The sequence below is a fragment of the Blastococcus haudaquaticus genome, assembly GCF_900230285.1.
Classification (GTDB): domain Bacteria; phylum Actinomycetota; class Actinomycetes; order Mycobacteriales; family Geodermatophilaceae; genus Blastococcus_B; species Blastococcus_B haudaquaticus.
The window spans coordinates 226,687-243,687 of sequence record NZ_OCNK01000003.1; the positions used below are offsets into that span (position 1 = coordinate 226,687).

Consider the following 17,001-nt stretch of genomic DNA (forward strand, 5'->3'; position numbering starts at 1 on the left):
GCGACGTGTCACAGATGTCTTCGGCCCCTCCCGCGACCGCTAACGAGCCTGTACGGTCCCCTTGCCGGTTGAACGATGAAGTTCCCAGTTGTCCGGGGGGATCAGGGGCGCTCGCGCCCAGTAGGTGCACGGGGGTGCCCTGTTTCGATGCTCGACGTTCGCGGCGGCCTACCCAAGCACGACCAGCGGTCGGTGACGCGCGGCTGGTACTCCTACGCCGCCCGCTTCCGCGGTGAAGGCACCGAGGCCCGACGCGCTTGGCGGCATACTTACGTCCTGCGCATCCTGATCGGTGACGTCGTCTCCGCAGCGCTCGCCGGACTGGCCGGCTACCTCGTTCGGTTCGGTGCTGAGACGACGGCCACGCACGCGTCCACTTGGGCCGCTGCCGCGCTCCCGGTGATTTGGGTCGGCTCCATGCTGATCGCCCGGAGCTACGAGGAGCGCTTCCTCTGGGTCGGGGCGGAGGAGTTCCGGCGGGTCTTCTTCGCGGCCATGATGCTGCTCGCCACGCTGGGCACCGTCTCCTGGGCGTTCCGTCTCGACGTCGCCCGCGGGTTCGTCATCCTCGCTGTTCCTCTGGCCCTTCTGCTGACTTTGGCGCAGCGCTACGCCCATCGGCAGAGGCTGCACCAGGCGCGCGGCCGTGGACAGCACCTGCAGACCACGCTCCTAGTCGGGCATCGCAACGCCGTGGCTGCCCTCGACGAGCAGCTCGACCGGGAGGCCTTCCACGGCTACCGCGTCATCGGTTGCTGCCTGCCGACCCGTCAGTTTGACCCGGCGGCCGACGCCTTCAATGGCCTGCCCGTGCTCGGTGGGATCGACGAGGTCGCCGACGTCGTCAAGCGCTACGAGGTCGACACGGTTGCAGTCCTGCCCTGCCCCGAACTCGACGGGCCAGCGCTCCGCCGGCTCGGCTGGGACCTCGAGAAGACCCGGGCGGAGTTGCTGTTGGCCCCGGCCATCACGGAGATCGTCGGCACGCGGGTGCGCATCCGCCCGGTGTGCGGGCTGCCGCTTATGCACATGGAGCGTCCGGAGTTGACCGGTCACCGCCGGCTCACCAAGGAGCTGTTCGACAAAACCGCGGCAGGCCTGGGCGTGTTGTTCCTGCTTCCCGTCCTGCTCGGCATCGCCCTGGCCGTCAAGGTCACCAGCGCCGGCCCAGTCTTCTTCCGGCAGGAGCGCGTCGGCCGCGATGGGCGGACCTTTCCCATGCTGAAGTTCCGCAGCATGGTGCCCGGCGCCGATCGCATGGTCGAGGAGCTCTCCGACGACAGCGACGGTAACGGCGTCCTGTTCAAGAAGAGGGACGACCCACGCATTACCCGGGTCGGCAAGCTCCTGCGCCGGTACTCCCTCGACGAGCTGCCTCAGCTCCTCAATGTGATCCGCGGCGACATGTCCCTCGTCGGCCCGCGCCCGCCGCTGCCGACCGAGGTCGAGAAGTACGGCTTCGACATGCACCGCCGATTCCTGGTGAAGCCGGGCCTCACTGGCCTGTGGCAGGTCAGTGGTCGGTCGGACCTCTCCTGGGACGACTCGGTGCGCATCGACGTCCGGTACGTCGAGAACTGGTCGCTCACCTTCGACTTCATGATTCTTTGGAAGACCGTCGGCGCGGTGATCCGCGGCTCCGGAGCCTACTGAGCCGTTGGCTTGGCCGGGGCGGCTCGGCCGAGATCAGCGCGGGACGTCGGGCAGCGCGTCGTCGGCGAACTCGGCAGCGTTCGGGGCAAGAGAGTCGCTCCGCAGGTACGTCCACATCCGCTCGCCGGCGACGGCGTCCAGGTAGACCACGGAGGCGGGGCCCTCCATGCCTGTCCCCAGGACGGGCGCGGTGAAGAAGTTGATGCTGTCCGGTGTGACGTTGCGGAGCGAGTAAGCCAGCGCCAGCAGGTCGCCATTGCCGAGCGTGTCGTCCACCGTAACGGCACTCGTGACGGCGAGCAGGGCCGAGTCGAGCCGGCCAGGGTCGGTAAAGGTCCCCGAGCTGAACAGCTTGCCGAACATCGACTGCAGATACTGCTGCTGGCGCTTCACGCGGTCGAAGTCGCCGCCGGGCAGGTCGTAGCGCTGGCCGAGGTACCAACGGGCCTGGTCGCCGTTGAGGTGGTTGGTGCCGGCCGGGAACGTGTACGGCCCGTTGCTGGTCGTCTCCGCCACCACAACATCGACCCCGCCGAGGTCGTCGGTCACCTGGATGAGGCCGTCGAAGTCGATAGTCACGTAGTGATCGACGCGCACCTTGGTCAGCTGCTCGACCGTCTGGATGAGCAGCGTCGGGCCACCGAAGGCGTAGCTGGCATTGATCTTGTTCCGGCCGTGGCCCGGGATGTCCACCCAGGAGTCGCGGGGGATGGATATCAGCTGTGCGTGCTGCCGGTCGGCGGTGAAGCGGGCCAGCATGATGGCGTCCGACCGGCCGTCCGGCGTCTCCCCGGGCTGGAGCTCCGCGCGGGTATCGGAGCCGACCAGGAGGAAGGTGACCGGCTCCTCGCCGGCCGGAGCCTCCGGGGTGGCCGGTGCCGGGCGCGCTTCCTCGTCGAGCCCCTCGAAGACGTCACCGACGCGGTCGATGTTGCCGGCGTAGCGCTCGGTCAGGAACCAGAGGCCGCCGCCGCCCACGAGGGCGAGGACGAGCGCGAGGACGCCCAAGCTGACCAGCACGCGACGCATCGGCCGGCGCGGCTCGTCCTGCTCGTCGTCGTCCCAGTCGAGGGCATCTGCCTGTGCCGACCGCTCGACGTACTCCTGCGAAGCATCGAAGCGGTGTGCGCTCCGGCCCGAACCGATCGGTTCGTCGGCGCTCATGGGACCCCCCCGTCCGTTCGACTGCGAAATCGAGCGTACGGGCGGTCACGCGACAGCGGCCGTCACCTCACTCGGGCGAGCGAGGCGTCAGCGAGGCTCGGCTGCCGACGCCACCCAGTGAGCGGGGACGAAGTCTGGGATCGTCGGGTGGGGGGATGAGGGCGCGGGCTCGTCCGCACGACGGATCGACGATCCGATCAGCAGCGCCAGGGGCACGGCGACCGAGACCCAGACGATCGCGACAACCAGCAACCAGCTCATGAGACCTTCTTAAGGGGAAGGCGGACCGCTCTTCCTGTCCGCCGCAGGCAGAACGTGCCGAATCAAGGCCCTCGGTTGTGTCGGCGCTTTTGCACTGTCACATGAGTGCGCAGGCGTCCCACCTCGGACGGCCCCGTTCTAGCTGGGGTGACCTCACCTTCGGGGGTCACTCGCCGCCCTGGGTGGCCTCGCGGTTGAGGAACGATCTAACGTCCGGAGCGATCAACGGCGCGGTCGGACATGCGCCGTCGCTGTCCTCGGATGGGAGCAGGACACATGAGGATCTCGGTCATCGGCTGCGGCTACTTGGGAGCCGTGCACGCAGCCTCGATGGCGGAGCTCGGCCATAACGTCGTCGGTATCGACGTCGACCAGCCCAAGATTCAGCTGCTGTCCGAAGCGAAGGCGCCGTTCTACGAGCCGGGCTTCGAGGAGTTGCTCGCCCGTACCCTCGCGACGGGGCGGCTGCGCTTCTCCACCGACTTCGCCGACGCCGCCGGCTCGGCCGTCCACTTCGTCTGCGTCGGCACCCCGCAGAAGCGCGGTGAGTACGCCGCCGACATGCGCTACGTGCAGGGCGCCGTCGAGTCGCTGCTGGGAGTTCTGTCGCCCGGCGAGCTGGTCGTGGGGAAGTCGACAGTCCCGGTCGGTACCGCCGCTGGGCTCGCTGAGCTTGTGGCCTCGAAGGTGCCCGGCGCTCTGCTGGCGTGGAACCCGGAATTCCTCCGCGAGGGCTTCGCCGTACAGGACACGCTGCACCCTGACCGCCTGGTGTACGGCCTGCCCGCGGGAGACGACGCGCAGACCGCCCGGGCGCTGCTCGACGAGGTCTACGCGCCGATCGTCGAGCGCGGGACCCCCAAGGTCGAAAGCGACTACGCCACCGCCGAGATGGTCAAGACCGCGGCGAACTCCTTCCTCGCCACGAAGATCTCCTTCATCAACGCCATGGCCGAACTGTGCGAGGCCACCGGAGCGGACGTGAAGCTGCTCGCCGACGCCATCGGCTACGACGACCGCATCGGCCGCAAGTTCCTCAACGCCGGCCTCGGCTTCGGTGGTGGGTGCCTGCCCAAGGACATCCGCGCCTTCATGGCTCGTGCCGGCGAGCTCGGTGCCGACCAGGCGCTGACTTTCTTGCGCGAGGTCGACAACATCAACATGCGTCGCCGCATCCGCATGGTCGAGCTGGCCCGCGAGGTCTGCGACGGCTCGCTCCTGGGGAAGCGGGTCGCCGTCCTGGGCGCCGCCTTCAAGCCCGACAGTGACGACATCCGCGACTCCCCGGCCCTCAACGTCGCTGCTCAGCTGCAGTTGCAGGGCGCGGTAGTGCAGGTGACCGACCCGGCGGCGGGCGACAACATCCGCCGAAGCTGGCCACAGCTTGACGTTGTCGACACCGCTGAGCTGGCTGCAGACCGGGCCGACGCGGTGCTGCTGCTCACCGAGTGGAAGCAGTACCGGGAGCTCGACCCGGTCGCCTTCGGCCGCATCGTCAGGCAGAAGCGTGTGCTCGATGGGCGCAACGCCCTCGACCGCGAGGCTTGGACGGCCGCAGGGTGGAGCTACCGCGCCCTAGGTCGCCGGGCCGGCTGAGTACGAGTGCCGCCCCGCAACGATCACGAGCTGGCTCGCGACTTCGCCGAGTCCGCCGGCGCCCTGCTCGTCCAGGTGCGCGGCAGAACTTTTGCCGACGCCTCGGCCCGCAAGGGCGCCGGGGACGCGGAGTCGCACCGGTTTCTCAGCGAGCGCCTGGGAGAGCTCTGCCCCGACGACGCCGTCCTCTCCGAGGAGGGCGCCGACGACGCCGCCCGCCTGGACGCCGACCGGGTGTGGATCGTCGACCCGCTAGACGGCACCCGGGAGTTCTCCGAGCCCTACCGCACCGACTGGGCCGTCCACGTCGCCCTCTGGGAGCGCGGCGAGCTGGCCGCCGGCGCCGTCGCCATCCCCGCCGAAGGGCTGACGCTGCACACCGGCGAAGCGCCGGCCCTCCCGGCCGCCGTGGACGCGCCCGTCCGGTTGGCCGTGAGCCGCAGCCGCCCGCCGGCGCTCGTGCAGGACCTCGCCGCCCAACTGGGCGGCGAACTGGTGCCCATGGGCTCGGCAGGCGTCAAAGCGATGGCCGTCGTCCGCGGTCAGGCCGATGCATACGTGCACGGCGGCGGCCAGTACGAGTGGGACTCCGCCGCGCCCGTCGCCGTCGCCCGCGCCGCGGGACTGCACACCAGCCGGCTCGACGGCACACCGCTGCGCTACAACCAGCCTGATCCGTGGCTGCCCGACCTGCTGATCTGCCGCCCCGAGCTGGCCGACCGCCTGCTGGCGGCGATCGCCGAGATGCCCCGAGAGGCGGCACCGTCGCGTCCCAGCCACGGCGGCGCGCACTGACCGGAAGGACGGGCTAGCGGCGGAGGCCGGCCGCTCGTCGTCCTCGCATGCTCGGCTCAGGCTCCTGGACCCGAGGGTGCTTCCGGCGGTCCACCCCGCCGCGGCGCAGCCATTCACGATCTTCGGCCAGCCGGATCGCGAGGGCGAGCCACAGGGCGACGGCGCAGGCGATCACCGTCCATGCCGCGAGCAGCCAACCCCACCACGCCATCGGATCGTCCTTGATCCTCGATTCCTGTGCGTCATGGACGATCCTCCGCAGGTGCGTTGCCCGCAAGGAGGTCGCGCGTCGTACGTGCAGCCCACCCGCTCGTCGCGTCGGAAGCCGGGTCAGCGGCCCGCGAGCGCCTGGAGCACCTGGCGGGCGCACTCGTCCACGCTGCGGCCGGCGGGCTCCACGGCCGTAGTCGGCTGCGTCGGTGTAGGGCGCTGACACCGCGGTCATCCCCCGTGGGGCCGCAGTGTCGCCGGGGGACGGCTCCGGCGAGGCTTCGCGCCCGAGGGGCTACGGGGTGGGGCCCGGCGGGGAGAACACCGCCACGACACGGAGGTCCTCACTGATCTCCATGAAGCGGTGCGGTTCACCGGCCGGCAGGTAGGCGATGGAGCCGGCGGCCACCGGCGTCCGGGTTCCCCCGATCTCGAGCACTGCCCGGCCGGCCACCACGAGATACACCTCGTCCTGCTCGTGCGGCTGCTGTGTGTCCACGTGCCCGGGGGCGGGTGCGAACAGCCCCAACGACATCACCGGCACACGCAGGAACTCCCGGTACGCCCGGACCCCCTGCTCGGCCAAGAGCGCGTCGACGGTCGTGACCAGGGGCCGCTCGCTGCTGGGGGTGCTCACGGGCGGAACATGTCATGAGACAGCGCGCCTGTCGCCTCAGCCGTCCACTCCGTGGGCCGCGAAGTGTCAGCCGTCATTCGCCGAGCCGGCAAGGCGCAGACCGTCCACTCGGTCCAGCTCGGGACTGCCGCAGGAATCCGACGTCATCCACTCACGATCAGCAGCACGCCCGCGAAAGCCAGTGAGGCGCCGGCCCATTGGGATGGGCGAAGGCGCTCGTGCAGCACGAAGCGAGCGAACGCGACGGTGACGGCCGGGTAGACGCTGGCGAGCACACCGGCCAATGACAGCAGCGAGCGGGCGCTGGCGAAGGTGTAGGCCAGGTTGGCACCGGTGTCCAGCAAGCCGACCATCGCGGCGGCCGGAAGGTCCCGCGCCGGCGCGGAAGCTCGGCTGAGCATCAGCACGATCACGAGCACCGCGACGCTCATGGCGCGACTGGCCGCCACCCCGGTCAACGCGTCGACCGCACCGGCCCGCTGCAGCGCCACCAGCTGCGCACCAGCGAAGACCGCCGCGACCACAGCCAGGACGACGCTGAGGCGGTGATTCTCCGGCGGCTCGTGCGCCATCTGCCTACTGACGAGCACGATCCCGGTCAGAGCCACCGCAATGCCGGCCGCGGCCACGGTTCCCGGCCGCTCACCTTCGACGACGCCCGCCAACACGGGCACCGCGGCAGACGTAGCCACCAGGGGCGCGACAACGCTCATCGTTCCCACAGCCAACGCTCGGTAGAAGCACGTGACGCTGCCCAGCGAGAGCAGCCCGGCCACGACGCCCCAACCGACCGCCCCGACAGCTGGGTGCCCGCGCACGAGCAGCACGATCGTCAACGCCACCAGTCCCGCGCCCTGACTGCAGGTGACCACGATCAGCAATGGCAGGCGCCGACTCAACCGCCCCCCGGCGAAGTCGGCGCTTCCCCAGAGAATCCCGGCAGACAGCGCCATGAGCAGGCCGGCCATCACCCCGACACCGTGCGCGACAGGCCCGGCAGCGGGAAGTCGCTGGCGCTACTGGTGCTGGTACTACCACGGCCTGCTCGACATGCCAGGCGTGCGCCGGCGACCGGCCAGTGCCGCCCGGGACCGAGGTGACGCGGAGCATCGGCACGGCAGCGACGTCGCCGACCGGAATCCCTCGACAGGATCTGCCGAGTGAGCGTCAGCGGCTGAGGGTGCCGCTGTGGGTCAGGTCGGCGGCGACGACGTACAGCTTGCGGTTGGTCTGCTGGCTGGCCGTGACGAGCAGGTGGAACGCCTCGTCGGCGGTGATCTTGAAGCGCTCCATGAGGATCCCCTTGGCCTGACCGATGATGTCCCGGTTGGCCAGTGCCGATCTGACGTTCTCCAACTCCTGCGCGTCGGCGAGCGCGATGGCTGCGTGGGTGGCGAACAGCAGCCCCACGCGCTCGGACTCGTCGCTGAATGTGCCCGGGTCGGTGGCCAGGACGTCCAGAGAGCCGAGGGTGTTGCCGGTGACGAACAGCTGGAAGCACACCATGCTGCGCGCGCCCAGTTCCTCGGCTCGGGCGGCCAGGTCCGGCCACCGCTCCTCGGTGGACAGGTCGTCCACCCGCACCGTCTCCTGCTCGAACAACGCGTCCAGGCACGGGCCCTGGCTGGTCTCGGACTGGAGGACGTCGAACAAGCGCGCCCGGTCGCTGCTGGCCGCCGCCGACCGCGCGGTCTTCCGCTGCTGCGCGACGGTGATCGTGGCGTCCTGAGCGCCGGGCACCATCTCCACGACCGTGGACACGATGTGGTCCAGCACCTCCTGCGAGGAGGAGAACCGCTGCAGGTCCCGGGCCAGCACCGTCAGTCGCTGGGCCAGGTCGTCCGCATGCGAGCTCGTGCCGGTGTCGTGCGCCGAAGGCCGGCCCGCTGTGGCCGAGATCGTGTCGTTGTGTGCCATGGGGAACGCTTTCGTGCGATGGCGTACTGGGGACTGGTGGAGCTGGGGCGGCCCTGCGGGCGCCGTGCCGGACACGCAGGCCAAGGCCTGGTCGCGCCATGGTCCGCGACGGGCTGCTCGATCCCACCACACCGTCAGCAGCGTCTCGCCGGAGCAGGCGCCGGATGGCAGCACCGGCCCCAGCTGACCGGTCAGCGGCCCGCGAGCGCCTCGAGCACCTGGCGGGCGCACTCGTCGACGCTCCGGCCGGCGGTCTCCACCGTGACCTCCGCGTCGGTCGGCACCTCGTACGGGTCGCTGATCCCGGTGAACGTCGGGATCTCCCCGCGCCGGGCCTTGGCGTACAGGCCCTTGCGGTCGCGGGCCTCGCAGTCGGCCAGCGAGGTCGCGACGTGCACCAGCACGAAGCTCTCCGGCCCCGCCTGCGTCTCCACCTCCCGGCGTACGGCGTCGCGCACCTCGGCGTAGGGCGCGATCGGCGCGCACACCGCGATCCCGCCGTGCTTGGCGATCTGCGCAGCCACCCAGCCGATCCGCAGCACGTTGGTGTCGCGGTCGGCGCGCGAGAAGCCCAGCCCGGCCGACAGGTGGTGCCGCACCTCGTCGCCGTCCAGCAGCGTGACCGTGCGCCCTTCCTCCACCAGCAGCTCCACCACGCGCGCGGCGATGGTCGACTTCCCGGCCCCCGACAGCCCGGTGAAGAGCAGCACCCGGCCCCCGGTCCGGTGCGGCGACACCCCGAGTCCGCTACCGGCCAGACTCGCCCCGTACGCGGCGGCCAGCTCGGCGACCGGGATCTCCGGGAAGTACGGGGACAGGGGCACCGGCACGACGACGACCTCGCGGCCTCCGGTCCGTGCTCCGTTCCACGCGCCGGCCCGGGCCGACAGCTCCGCCGAGTCGGGCGGCGTGCCTCCGGCCGTGAGCAGGACGACGAGTCGCTCGGGCAGCACCGACACGTCGTCCGGCGGGGCGTCCACCCAGGCGGTGGGGAAGGTCCAGCCCTGCTCGCGCAGCCGGGCAGCCACCGCCGCCGGCGCCTCCCAGCGCGGCACCTCCACCACGGTGAGGCTCTCGCCGTCCGACGTCGCCACCAGGACGCCCTGCGTGTCCTCGTACTCCTCGGCGGGCGGCAGCTCCGGCAGGCCGGCGAGGCCGAACGCGTACCGGGCCACCTCGGCCACCTGCGCATCGCTGAGACGTATCCGGGCGGTCGGCATGCCGCCATCCTGCCGGGGCGGTGCAGCGCGACCGCACCGGACGGTCGGTCGGCGGCGTCCCTCCGAGGGAGGAGGGATGATTGCGGGGACCGCGAGCGCCGATCAGCCTGGACCGTGCTCCGGCGTGCCGCCGGGAAGATCCAGGCGAACTCGGAGGTGTCCTGCGTGGGTGCAGTCAGCCTGTGCGGGCCCGGCCGTGCCGGGTCACCCGAGGCGGAGCCTCCCGTGGCTGATCAGCCGTGGCCCTTCACCGTTCTCCTCGTCTGCACGGGGAACATCTGCCGCTCGGCCCTCGCCGAGCGGCTGGGCCGCGCCTACCTGACCGAGCGGCTCGGAGCCGACGCCGCCGCCGTCCGCCTGGAGAGCGCCGGCACCCGGGCCGTCGTCGGCTCGGCGATGCACCCCGACAGCGCTCTGGTGCTCCAGGGGTACGGCGCCGAGGCCGGCGACTTCCGCGCCCGGCAGCTCGCCGACGGCATGAGCGCGGACGCGGACCTGACTCTCACCATGACCCGCGTGCACCGGCGAGAGGTGCTGCGGGCCGCCCCCCGCGCGCTGCAGCGCACCTTCACCCTGCGCGAGGCCGCCGACCTCGCCCAGCTGCTAGACCCGGCCCGCCGGCTGGACGGCGCCGACCTGCCCAGCCGCGCCCGCTCCCTGGTCAAGGAGATGGCCGCGGCCCGCTCGCTGCGCCACGGCGGTGACGAGGACGACGTTCCCGATCCGATCGGCAAACCGCTGCACGTGCACGAGCAGGTGGGGGAGCTGATCGTCGGCGCCCTGCTCCCCGTGCTGAGCCGCATCGCCGACCTCCGCGACGCCACACCCGCCGGCGTCTGACGCTGCTTCCCTCCGCGGTGGGGCAAGCTTCTCCCGTCGCCCCACCGACCACCCAGGAGTACCTGTGCGACTGCTCGTCACCGGCGGAGCCGGGTTCATCGGCGCGAACTTCGTCCACTACACACTGCGCCGGCACCCCGAGCACCAGATCACCGTGCTCGACGCGCTCACCTACGCGGGCAACGAGGCGTCCCTCGCGCCGGTGCGCGACAGCATCGAGTTCGTGCGCGGCTCGGTGGCCGACGCCGCCGTCGTCGACGAGCTCGTCGGCCGCAGCGACGCCGTGGTCCACTTCGCCGCCGAGAGCCACAACGACAACTCGCTGCGCGACCCGTCGCCGTTCCTGACGACCAACATCATCGGGACGTACACGATCCTCGAGGCGGTGCGGAAGCACGGCGTCCGGCTGCACCACATCTCCACCGACGAGGTCTACGGCGACCTGGAGCTAGACGACCCGGCGAAGTTCACCCCCGAGACGCCGTACAACCCCTCGAGCCCCTACTCCTCGACCAAGGCCGGCTCCGACCTGCTGGTGCGCGCCTGGGTGCGGTCCTTCGGCATCGAGGCCACCATCTCCAACTGCTCCAACAACTACGGGCCCTACCAGCACATCGAGAAGTTCATCCCGCGCCAGATCACCAACGTGCTGGCCGGCCTGCGCCCCAAGCTCTACGGCCAGGGCGAGAACGTCCGCGACTGGATCCACGTCGACGACCACAACTCCGCCGTCCACGCGATCCTCGACAAGGGCCGCTCCGGCGAGACCTACCTGATCGGGTCCGACGGCGAGCGGAACAACCGCGAGGTCCTGAGCATGATCCTCGAGCTGCTCGGCCAACCCGGTGATGCCTTCGACCAGGTGACCGACCGCGCCGGGCACGACCTGCGGTACGCGATCGACGCGTCCAAGCTGCGCGACGAGCTGGGCTGGAAGCCGCAGTTCACCGACTTCCGTGACGGCCTCGCCGCCACGGTCGACTGGTACCGCGACAACGAGGCGTGGTGGGGACCGCTGAAGAAGCAGGTCGAGGCCAAGTACGCGGCCCAGGGCCAATGACCGTCGTCATCGTCGGCGCCGGCGGCCAGCTCGGCCGCGCGCTGCAGGAGCAGTTCCCGGACGCCGTCGCGCTCGACCGGTCCGCGCTCGACGTCACCGACGCCGCCGCGGTCCGCGACTACCGCTGGGGCGACGTCGACGTCGTCCTCAACGCCGCGGCCTGGACCGCCGTCGACGCGGCCGAGGACCCGGCCAACCACGACGCCGTCCGCGCCGCCAACGTCGACGCCGTCGGCTACCTGGCACGCGCCGTGCGCACCTGCGGCGCCACCCTCGTGCACGTCTCCAGCGAGTACGTCTTCGACGGCCGGCACGAGGGACCGCACCCCGAGGACTGGCCGCCGAACCCGCTGTCGGTCTACGGCCGGAGCAAGGCCGACGGCGACACCCAGGCCTCCTACGTGACCAAGCACTACCTGGTGCGCACCACCTGGGTCGTCGGCGAGGGCGGCAACTTCGTGGCCACGATGGCCGGGCTCGCCGACCGCGGCGTCTCCCCGACCGTGGTCGACGACCAGATCGGCCGCCCCACCTTCACCGAGGACCTCGCCGCCGGCATCGCGCACCTGCTGCGCACCCAGGCGCCGTTCGGCACCTACAACCTCACCAACGACGGCGACGCCGTGTCCTGGGCCGACGTCGCCGCCGCCGTCTTCGCCGCCCGCGGCCGCTCGGCCGACGACGTCGGGCGGACCAGCACCGAGGACTACTTCGCGGACAAGCCAGGAGCCGCCGTTCGCCCCTTGAACAGCGTGCTGGATCTGGGCAGAATCACCGCCGCCGGGTTTCAGCCTCGCGACTGGCGCGCGGCCCTGGACGACTACCTGGCCCGCCACTGACGTCGGGCCGACTGGAGACGCTGTGGACGCCGACCGGTACCGCCCCCCGGTGGACGCCGGTCGCCCACCCGGCGTTCACGTGCGCGACAGCTCCGGCCGCTACGCAGGACCCATGGCGGTCATGACCGAGGTTGCTCGACACGTGCGGCGGCACATCCACCGGTTCCGGTGGGCCGAGGACGGCCCCTTCGGCAGCCTCTATGCCTGCCGCTGCGGAGAGGTGCGCCCCGGCCTCTGACGCCGCCGGCCGGCCCGCGGAGTGCGGCGGACGCGCTCTCCGTTCCGACCGATGAGTTGTCGCAGGGCGTGCGGTCAACCGTTCGGCAAGCGCGGCCCGACGGGCCGCCATGACGATCCCGGAGGATCCCGTGACGCAGTACCTGCTCTCCCTGCCGCACGACTCGGCGGAGGAACCCACGATGGCGACGATGGAACCCGCCGAGCTCGAGGCCGCTATGGCGGCCGCCGGCGCGTTCATGGAAGAACTGGTGTCGTCCGGCGCGCTGGTCTTCGCGGGCGGACTGCACCCGCCGTCGACGGCGGTCACCGTCGACCACACCGGCGACGAACTCGTCCTCGCCGACGAGCCGTTCACCGTGGCCCCGGAGTACCTCGGCGGCCTCTGGGTGATCGAGGCGCCCGACCAGGATGCTGCCGTCGCCTGGGCCGCGAAGGCGTCCAAGGGGCTCGGTGGCCGGATCGAGGTCCGGGCCTTCCAAGAGGTCCCGGCGTAGCGCGGCGAGTGCCCCCGGCGTTCACACGATCGGGGGATCTGTGACACAGCGGTCACGTTCGTCCGCGCGGCTGCCGATGACCAGTTCGTGTGGTGGCTCTGGGTCGTGGGTGTGCTGGTCGCGTGGCTCGTCGTGGCCTCGGTTTTCGGGGTCGTCGTCGGCCGGAGCATCCGGCTGGCCGACGCGCGCCGTCCCGGCGTCGCGCGGGACGTCACCGCCGCCGACCTGACGCCGGAGCTCGCCACCAGCCTGGCCCGTGCCGCCACCGCCCCCCGCGCCCGCCGCCGCGCCCTCCCGCTGCCGCCGCTGGGCATCGCCCTCGCCGCGATCGCCGTCGCCCTGGAGACCGGCGGGTACCTCGTCCGGCTCACCGGCGGCACCGGTGACGTCGCCCAGGTGATGTCCATGGACGCCCCCTTCTCCCTGCCCCGGCTGTACGTCGCCGCACTGTTCGCCGCCGCGGCGATGGCGGCGCTCGCCGGAGCCTCCAACATCCCCGGACGCCGGACCTGGTGGACCGCCGTCGGCGTGGTCGCCGCCGGCGTGGCCGTGGTCAAGACCGGCAGCACCGTGCACTCCGACGCGATGACGATCCTCGAGGACGCCGTCGGGGGAGTGGGCGCCGTCCTCGTGAGCGTCGCTGTCGCTGCCGCCGTGGTCGGCGGGCTGTGGTTCCTCAGCCGCACCGAGCGCCGTGACCGGCGGCGGGTGCTCGGGGTGCTGGCCCTCTATGCCGTTGCCTCGGTCGGCCTGTCGGCCTTGTCCGTCGTAGCCGGCCAGAACTTCGGCGGTGCCAGCAACCTGACCGCCGCCGTCACCTTCCTCGAGGAGTCCGGCGAGGCGCTCGCCGGGGTCGCGTTCCTCGTCGCCGTCCTCGTCGGTGTCGCGCCCCGCCTGGTGCTGCCCGCCGAATGGGCACTGCGCCGGCAGGCCGACGCGCAGACCCTGGACCTGCCCGAGCTCGTTCCCGGCCGGAGCGAGGGCACCGCTCGCGGCTGAGATGGCCCGCATCTGAGGGCACGGCCCGCGACTGGATCCGCGGGCGTCAGGCGACCCTCGGCACCTGACTGGGACGCGTGTCGTCGGACCCCGCGAGCGGCCGCTGCTCGGGGCGGGCGGTCGGAACCGCTTGACCCGACGGGTCGCTCATCGGCCGTGCCGTCCCGGGCGGGACCGCCGGCACCTCGGCGTCCGGCGACACGGCGTCCGGAGACACGGCGTCTCGCGCCATGTCGGCGAGCGCGGCCATGTCGGCGAGCGCGGCGTCGTCGAGCATGGGGTCGTCCGGATCCAGTCCGGCCCGACGGATGGCTCGGCCGATCAGGAGGCCGGCGCACAGGGCGAGGGCGAGCCACACCGACGCGACGGCGAGCACCGTGTCCATCAGTCACTCCAGCGAGCGCGGTGGGAGCACCTACCATCCCGTGGCTGGAGTGAGATCCCCGCCCACCGCGACGTCCGCGCTCACTGTCCCCCGCGAAAGGCGTTCAGACCAGAGTCATCCGGCGTTCGTTCCGGGGGAGTACGACGCGAGCAGCCCGGCCCGCTGGTCCTCGCGGGTGTTCCGGGCGAGCACCTGGGCCCAGGCCGCCACGTTGTCCGCCGCCACCGCGTCGTCGTCCAGGAGCGACACGGCCGCGTCCACCTGTGGATCCGCGGTCAGGGTGAGGGCGGCCGGGACGCCGGCGAAGCACGGAAGCCGGCGGACGAGCGTGGGAACACCCAGGGCGGCGGCCTCGGCCACCATCAAGGGGAAGCCCTCCCAGCGCGCGGAGTGCAGGTACAGGTCCGCTGCGCCCAGGACCTCCGTCACGGCGTCGCGGGGCAACCATCCCGACACCTCCACGCCGTCGTCCTCCAGCGACGCCCGCCACGACGGATCGCCGTCACCCAGCCAGACCGCCCGCACCCCGGGACGGGCCTCCCGGAGCTGGTGCACGACCCGGAGGAAGTACGCCGGGTCCTTCTGGGGTGAGAGGCGGCCGCCGCCGACCACCAGGCGCGTCGTCCCCCGCTCGTCGGGTCGGGAAGGGCGGTGCAGCGGCGCGATGTTGGGCACCAGGTGCCGAGGTGCGCCGTGCGTGAGCCAGCGGGCGAGCTGCCACTCGCGGGGCGAGCAGGCCGCGACCGCGGAGGTGTTGAGCGCCAGCAACGCCTCCAGCCCCCAGAAGCCGGCACGGACGGGCCCCGAGACGTCGCGGCGCTCGAAGGCGTAGCAGTGCGGTGTGTAGACCAGGTGCGCGCGACGGCGCGAGACTGCGAGCCGCGCGTAGGCACCTCCGTGGCTGGAGTGCGCATGCACGACGTCGGGCCGCAGCTCGTCGATCACCTCCCGGACCCGTCGGATCCGGGCGACATGCCCGCCGTCCATCCGGTGCACGGACGCGAAGTCGCCCTGCTGCGCCAGGTCCCCCTCGGCGTCCACGGGCGTGCCGGAGAGCAGGTGGTGCTCCACCTCGGACACCGTGTGCGTGTACTGGGCGATGGCCGAGCCCACCCCGCTGCTGAACTTCTGCACCACGTGCAGCACCCGGGTGCCGGCGAGGTCGACGCGGTCGTCCGGTGACTCGGAGGTCACCGACCGGCGCCCCGGAGCACCGAGCTGAACGTGCGCAGGATGATCTTCATGTCGAGCCACAGGGACCAGTTCTCGATGTAGTAGTTGTCGAAGCGGGCGCGGTCGGCGATGGAGGTGTCCCCTCGCAGCCCGTGCACCTGCGCCCACCCGGTGAGGCCCGACGGCACCCGGTGGCGCGCGTCGTAGCTCGGGTAGAGGCTCTGGAACTGGCTGACGAAGTGCGGCCGCTCGGGGCGCGGCCCGACGAGGCTCATGTCACCGCGCAGGATGTTGTACAGCTGCGGCAGCTCGTCCAGCGACGTCGACCGCAGGAATCGGCCCACCCGGGTGACCCGCGGGTCGTCGCCGATGTTCCACTTCGTCTGGGACTCCATCTCCGTCGCGGGCCGCAGCGATCGGAACTTCAGCAGCTGGAAGTGGTGCCCGTCGACGCCGACCCGCTCCTGCCGGAAGAGGATGTCGCCCTTGCCGTCGAGGCGGACCGCCAGCGAGATCAGGGCGAGCACCGGCGCGAGCAGCACGATCGTGAAGCCGGAGACCAGGATGTCCATGGCCCGCTTCATCGCCCACGCCTGGCTGCGGTAGGTCGCCCGGCGCAGCCGCACCAGCGGGAAGCCCCAGGCGTTGTCCATGGAGCTCTCCACCTGGTGCAGCTCGAAGAGCCGCGGCACGACGAACAGCTCGCAGCTGAGCCGGTCACAGGTCCGGATGAGGCTGACCATCTGCGACTCCTTCATCGAGGAGAACGCCACGACCACGGTGCGGACGCCGCCCTGCAGCAGGACGCGGGAGAAGGCCTCCGGCCCGCCGAGCACCGGCAGGATGCGCGGCTGCTCGGTCTCCGGCGGGTCGGCGTCCAGGAAGCCGATCGGGTGCAGTCCGTACTCGGGATGCGCGCGCAGGACCTCGGCCACCTGGTTGCCGACGCGACCCGCGCCGAGGATGAGGGTGCGGTGGGCGACCATCCGGTGCGCGCGCATCCGGCGGACGACGGAGTACCCGACGGCCCGGAAGAGGATGACGGCGACGGTCACGATCGTCGCGCCGCCGAGGTAGGACCAGTTGACGTCGTAGACCGTCGAGGTCAGCTCCGCCCAGGCGATCTGCGCGACGGCGGACAGCGCGGCGGCGGCGAGCGCACGGCCGGCGAGCGCGGGCAGGTCGTCGAGGGCCGACAGCGACAGCCGCGACCGGTAGAGGCCACCGGACCACAGGCCGATGAGGAAGAAGGCACCGAAGGACAGCGTCTTGACCGTCGGGCTGTCGAACCCGAGGCCGCCGACGACGAGCTCGAGGACCACGATGCCGACCGCGATCGCGGCGACGTCGAGCGCCACCAGGAGGGGCCGGACGCTGAAGCGGGTGAACCGCGCCCAGCGAGCGGGCGTGGTTGGGGCGGGCTCCGTCATCTCCGCCCAGTCGAGCGGCGTGACGGACGGGTGGGCGGCGCCGGGCGAAGCGCCCGGTGCGGTTGAAGGGGAGGACTCCGCGCCAGGT

General features: G+C 71.7%; 17 protein-coding genes. 8 read left to right on the forward strand and 9 right to left on the reverse strand.

Annotated elements, in window-relative coordinates; genetic code table 11:
• Positions 1-147: 147 nt before the first annotated feature.
• Positions 148-1,653, forward strand: a complete 1,506-nt coding sequence (locus CRP30_RS12455; RefSeq protein WP_097184310.1) for a sugar transferase — start codon at positions 148-150, stop codon at positions 1,651-1,653.
• Positions 1,654-1,686: 33 nt separating this feature from the next.
• Here the strand turns inward: CRP30_RS12455 and CRP30_RS12460 are convergent, their stop codons facing one another.
• Positions 1,687-2,817: an LCP family protein gene (locus CRP30_RS12460; protein ID WP_235003360.1), complete on the reverse strand. Its 1,131-nt coding sequence runs from the start codon at positions 2,815-2,817 to the stop codon at positions 1,687-1,689.
• 87 nt (positions 2,818-2,904) lie between these two features.
• Entirely contained in the window at positions 2,905-3,078 is a 174-nt protein-coding gene (locus tag CRP30_RS22520; protein WP_159961718.1) for a hypothetical protein, read from the reverse strand.
• A gap of 276 nt (positions 3,079-3,354) precedes the next feature.
• Here CRP30_RS22520 and CRP30_RS12465 point away from each other — a divergent pair, with 276 nt between their 5' ends.
• Complete coding sequence (locus tag CRP30_RS12465) at positions 3,355-4,674, forward strand: UDP-glucose dehydrogenase family protein (RefSeq protein WP_097184311.1); 1,320 nt, start codon at positions 3,355-3,357, stop codon at positions 4,672-4,674.
• Positions 4,675-4,680: 6 nt separating this feature from the next.
• On the forward strand, positions 4,681-5,469 hold the full coding sequence (locus tag CRP30_RS12470; RefSeq protein WP_097184312.1) for a 3'(2'),5'-bisphosphate nucleotidase CysQ: 789 nt from the start codon (positions 4,681-4,683) through the stop codon (positions 5,467-5,469).
• A 505-nt stretch (positions 5,470-5,974) separates the two neighbouring features.
• Here the strand turns inward: CRP30_RS12470 and CRP30_RS12475 are convergent.
• The 4 genes from CRP30_RS12475 to cysC all read right to left on the reverse strand — a co-directional run bounded on the left by CRP30_RS12475 (position 5,975) and on the right by cysC (position 9,453).
• Positions 5,975-6,316, reverse strand: coding sequence for a cupin domain-containing protein (locus tag CRP30_RS12475; RefSeq protein WP_235003361.1), 342 nt, complete (start codon positions 6,314-6,316; stop codon positions 5,975-5,977).
• A 143-nt stretch (positions 6,317-6,459) separates the two neighbouring features.
• Complete coding sequence (locus CRP30_RS12480; protein ID WP_143278458.1) at positions 6,460-7,284, reverse strand: DMT family transporter; 825 nt, start codon at positions 7,282-7,284, stop codon at positions 6,460-6,462.
• Positions 7,285-7,483: 199 nt separating this feature from the next.
• Positions 7,484-8,233 carry a GAF and ANTAR domain-containing protein gene (locus tag CRP30_RS12485; protein WP_097184314.1) on the reverse strand — a complete coding sequence of 250 codons (750 nt, stop codon included), beginning with the start codon at positions 8,231-8,233 and terminating at the stop codon, positions 7,484-7,486.
• Positions 8,234-8,424: 191 nt separating this feature from the next.
• On the reverse strand, positions 8,425-9,453 hold the full coding sequence (gene cysC / locus CRP30_RS12490) for an adenylyl-sulfate kinase (protein WP_097184315.1): 1,029 nt from the start codon (positions 9,451-9,453) through the stop codon (positions 8,425-8,427).
• 225 nt (positions 9,454-9,678) lie between these two features.
• Between cysC and CRP30_RS12495 the strand changes: the two genes are divergently transcribed.
• The 5 genes from CRP30_RS12495 (at position 9,679) to CRP30_RS12515 (ending at position 13,925) form a co-directional block, all read left to right on the forward strand.
• Complete coding sequence (locus tag CRP30_RS12495) at positions 9,679-10,293, forward strand: arsenate reductase/protein-tyrosine-phosphatase family protein (protein WP_200814726.1); 615 nt, start codon at positions 9,679-9,681, stop codon at positions 10,291-10,293.
• A 64-nt stretch (positions 10,294-10,357) separates the two neighbouring features.
• Positions 10,358-11,353, forward strand: a complete 996-nt coding sequence (gene rfbB, locus CRP30_RS12500) for a dTDP-glucose 4,6-dehydratase (RefSeq protein ID WP_097184316.1) — start codon at positions 10,358-10,360, stop codon at positions 11,351-11,353.
• Entirely contained in the window at positions 11,350-12,192 is an 843-nt protein-coding gene (locus tag CRP30_RS12505; RefSeq protein WP_097184317.1) for an SDR family oxidoreductase, read from the forward strand. The genes rfbB and CRP30_RS12505 overlap by 4 nt, the downstream gene beginning before the upstream one ends.
• Before the next feature lie 347 nt (positions 12,193-12,539).
• A complete protein-coding gene (locus tag CRP30_RS12510) occupies positions 12,540-12,926 on the forward strand; it encodes a YciI family protein (RefSeq protein WP_200814727.1) in 387 nt (128 codons plus the stop codon).
• 87 nt (positions 12,927-13,013) lie between these two features.
• Entirely contained in the window at positions 13,014-13,925 is a 912-nt protein-coding gene (locus CRP30_RS12515; RefSeq protein WP_097184318.1) for a hypothetical protein, read from the forward strand.
• A gap of 46 nt (positions 13,926-13,971) precedes the next feature.
• Here CRP30_RS12515 and CRP30_RS12520 read toward each other — a convergent pair whose 3' ends face one another.
• From CRP30_RS12520 to CRP30_RS12530, 3 genes are all read right to left on the reverse strand, one after another.
• Positions 13,972-14,310: a hypothetical protein gene (locus CRP30_RS12520; protein ID WP_097184319.1), complete on the reverse strand. Its 339-nt coding sequence runs from the start codon at positions 14,308-14,310 to the stop codon at positions 13,972-13,974.
• A gap of 114 nt (positions 14,311-14,424) precedes the next feature.
• Complete coding sequence (locus tag CRP30_RS12525) at positions 14,425-15,504, reverse strand: glycosyltransferase family 4 protein (protein ID WP_159961720.1); 1,080 nt, start codon at positions 15,502-15,504, stop codon at positions 14,425-14,427.
• Entirely contained in the window at positions 15,501-16,913 is a 1,413-nt protein-coding gene (locus tag CRP30_RS12530; RefSeq protein ID WP_159961722.1) for a sugar transferase, read from the reverse strand. Before CRP30_RS12530 ends, CRP30_RS12525 begins: the two co-directional genes overlap by 4 nt.
• Between the last annotated feature and the right edge of the window lie 88 nt (positions 16,914-17,001).

Coding starts and splice junctions, on each gene's coding strand:
- CRP30_RS12455 (WP_097184310.1), top strand. CDS start 148: ATGCTCGACGTTCGCGGCGGCCTACCCAAGCACGACCAGCGGTCGGTG.
- CRP30_RS12460 (WP_235003360.1), bottom strand. CDS start 2,817: ATGAGCGCCGACGAACCGATCGGTTCGGGCCGGAGCGCACACCGCTTC.
- CRP30_RS22520 (WP_159961718.1), bottom strand. CDS start 3,078: ATGAGCTGGTTGCTGGTTGTCGCGATCGTCTGGGTCTCGGTCGCCGTG.
- CRP30_RS12465 (WP_097184311.1), top strand. CDS start 3,355: ATGAGGATCTCGGTCATCGGCTGCGGCTACTTGGGAGCCGTGCACGCA.
- CRP30_RS12480 (WP_143278458.1), bottom strand. CDS start 7,284: ATGGCCGGCCTGCTCATGGCGCTGTCTGCCGGGATTCTCTGGGGAAGC.
- CRP30_RS12485 (WP_097184314.1), bottom strand. CDS start 8,233: ATGGCACACAACGACACGATCTCGGCCACAGCGGGCCGGCCTTCGGCG.
- cysC (WP_097184315.1), bottom strand. CDS start 9,453: ATGCCGACCGCCCGGATACGTCTCAGCGATGCGCAGGTGGCCGAGGTG.
- CRP30_RS12505 (WP_097184317.1), top strand. CDS start 11,350: ATGACCGTCGTCATCGTCGGCGCCGGCGGCCAGCTCGGCCGCGCGCTG.
- CRP30_RS12510 (WP_200814727.1), top strand. CDS start 12,540: ATGACGATCCCGGAGGATCCCGTGACGCAGTACCTGCTCTCCCTGCCG.
- CRP30_RS12520 (WP_097184319.1), bottom strand. CDS start 14,310: ATGGACACGGTGCTCGCCGTCGCGTCGGTGTGGCTCGCCCTCGCCCTG.
- CRP30_RS12530 (WP_159961722.1), bottom strand. CDS start 16,913: ATGACGGAGCCCGCCCCAACCACGCCCGCTCGCTGGGCGCGGTTCACC.